This window comes from Streptomyces niphimycinicus, assembly GCF_018883605.1.
GTDB classification, from domain to species: Bacteria; Actinomycetota; Actinomycetes; order Streptomycetales; family Streptomycetaceae; genus Streptomyces; species Streptomyces niphimycinicus.
This window is the reverse complement of the sequence record NZ_JAHLEM010001233.1, coordinates 1-1531: the sequence shown is the minus strand read 5'-3', so window position 1 is coordinate 1531 and position 1531 is coordinate 1. Positions and strand designations below refer to the sequence as shown.

The 1531-nt window shown below is 73.7% G+C and carries 1 protein-coding gene; it reads right to left on the bottom strand.

The genetic code is table 11. The annotated features are described in order from the left end of the window. Positions 1–17: 17 nt before the first annotated feature. Positions 18–1307 (bottom strand): DUF6986 family protein, encoded by a 1290-nt coding sequence (locus KN815_RS49045; protein ID WP_216348195.1) that lies wholly within the window; start codon positions 1305–1307, stop codon positions 18–20. Positions 1308–1531: the final 224 nt, after the last annotated feature.

The following is a 1531-nucleotide window of genomic DNA, read 5'->3' as shown; positions in this document are numbered from 1 at the left end:
CCGGGCGGCCGGCGAGGTCAGGATGCGGCCGGGGCGCGGCCCGCCAGGGCGTCGAGTTCGGCGCGGCCCAGACCGGTCAGCCGCTCGACCTCGGCGCCGTCGAGGGCCCCGCAGTCCAGCCCGCGCACCAGATGGCCGCTGAGCGCCTTCGCGGTGGCCGGTTCGTCGGCGATGCCGGTGCCTCCGGCCGTACGGGCCGCATACGCGGCGAGCCGTTCCGCCGCGGCCTCCAGGCCCTCGCGGTAGAACGCGTAGACGGCGGCGTAGCGGGTGGGGAGGTGGCCGGGGTGCATGTCCCAGCCCTGGTAGTACGCGCGCGCCAATGACCGCCGGACCAGGCGGTGGTGGAGCCGCCAGGCGTCGTGGACCCGCTCGGTGGGGCCGACGGGCAGGACGTTGGTCGAGCCGTCGGAGAGCCGTACGCCGGTGCCGGCGGCGGCGACCTGCATCACCGCCTTGGCGTGGTCGGCGACGGGGTGGTCCATGGACTGGTGGGCGGCGCCGACCCCGCAGGAGGCGCTGTAGTCGAAGGTGCCGTAGTGCAGCCCGGTGGCCCGCCCCTCGGCGGCGTCGATCATCCGGGCGACGGTGGCCCGGCCGTCGGAGCCGAGGATGGCCTGGGTGGTCTCGATCTGGATCTCGAAGCCGATGCGGCCCGGGGCGAGCCCCCGCGCCTTCTCGAACTCCTCGCACAGCCGGACCATCGCGGTGACCTGCTCCGCGTACGTCACCTTGGGGAGGGTGAGCACCAGGCCGTCCGGCAGTCCGCCCGCCGCCATGAGCCCGGTGAGGAAGATGTCGAGGGTGCGGATGCCCCGGTCGCGTACGGCGGCCTCCATGCACTTCATGCGGATGCCCGCATAGGGCGGCACGGTGCCCTCCGCGCAGGCGGCCGCGAGGAGCGAGGCGGCGCGGGCGGCCGCGGCGTCCTCCTCGGCGTCGGGGCGCGGGCCGTAGCCGTCCTCGAAGTCGATGCGCAGATCCTCCACCGGCTCGCGCTCCAGCTTGGCCCGCACCCTTGCGTGGACGGGTTCGGCGAGGTCGTCGGGAAGGCCGAGGACGGCGGCGAAGGAGTCGGCGTCGGGGGCGTGCTGGTCGAGGGCCGCCAGCGCCTGGTCGCCCCAGTCGCGCACGGTGGTGGCGGTGAGGAGATCGGCGGGCACGTAGACGGTGTGGACGGGCTGACGGGTTCCCGGGTCGCCCGGATAGCGGCGGGCCAGCTCGGCGTCGACGGCGGCGAGGGAGTCGGCGATGGATGCCCGTACGGCGCCGGGCAGGCTGGTCGGCACGGTCTCCCGAGGCTTCATGTCCGCTTCTCCGCCCTTCCCACCACAGCCAGCTTGTTTCCACGTTACGGAAACGATGATCCGCACCGCGAAGTTATCCGGACGCTCGACGGCTGGTCAACACCCCCTTCGGCAGACGTGTGGCCCCGTACGCGCATCGCGTACGGGGCCACACGGAATGCCCTGAGGGGATCGCGGAGGATCAGCCCTTGCGGGTCTTGACCTCCTCGGTCAACTGCGGGACG

Excerpts from the sequence above, each read along its gene's own strand:
- KN815_RS49045 (WP_216348195.1), bottom strand. The coding sequence starts at position 1,307 with ATGAAGCCTCGGGAGACCGTGCCGACCAGCCTGCCCGGCGCCGTACGG.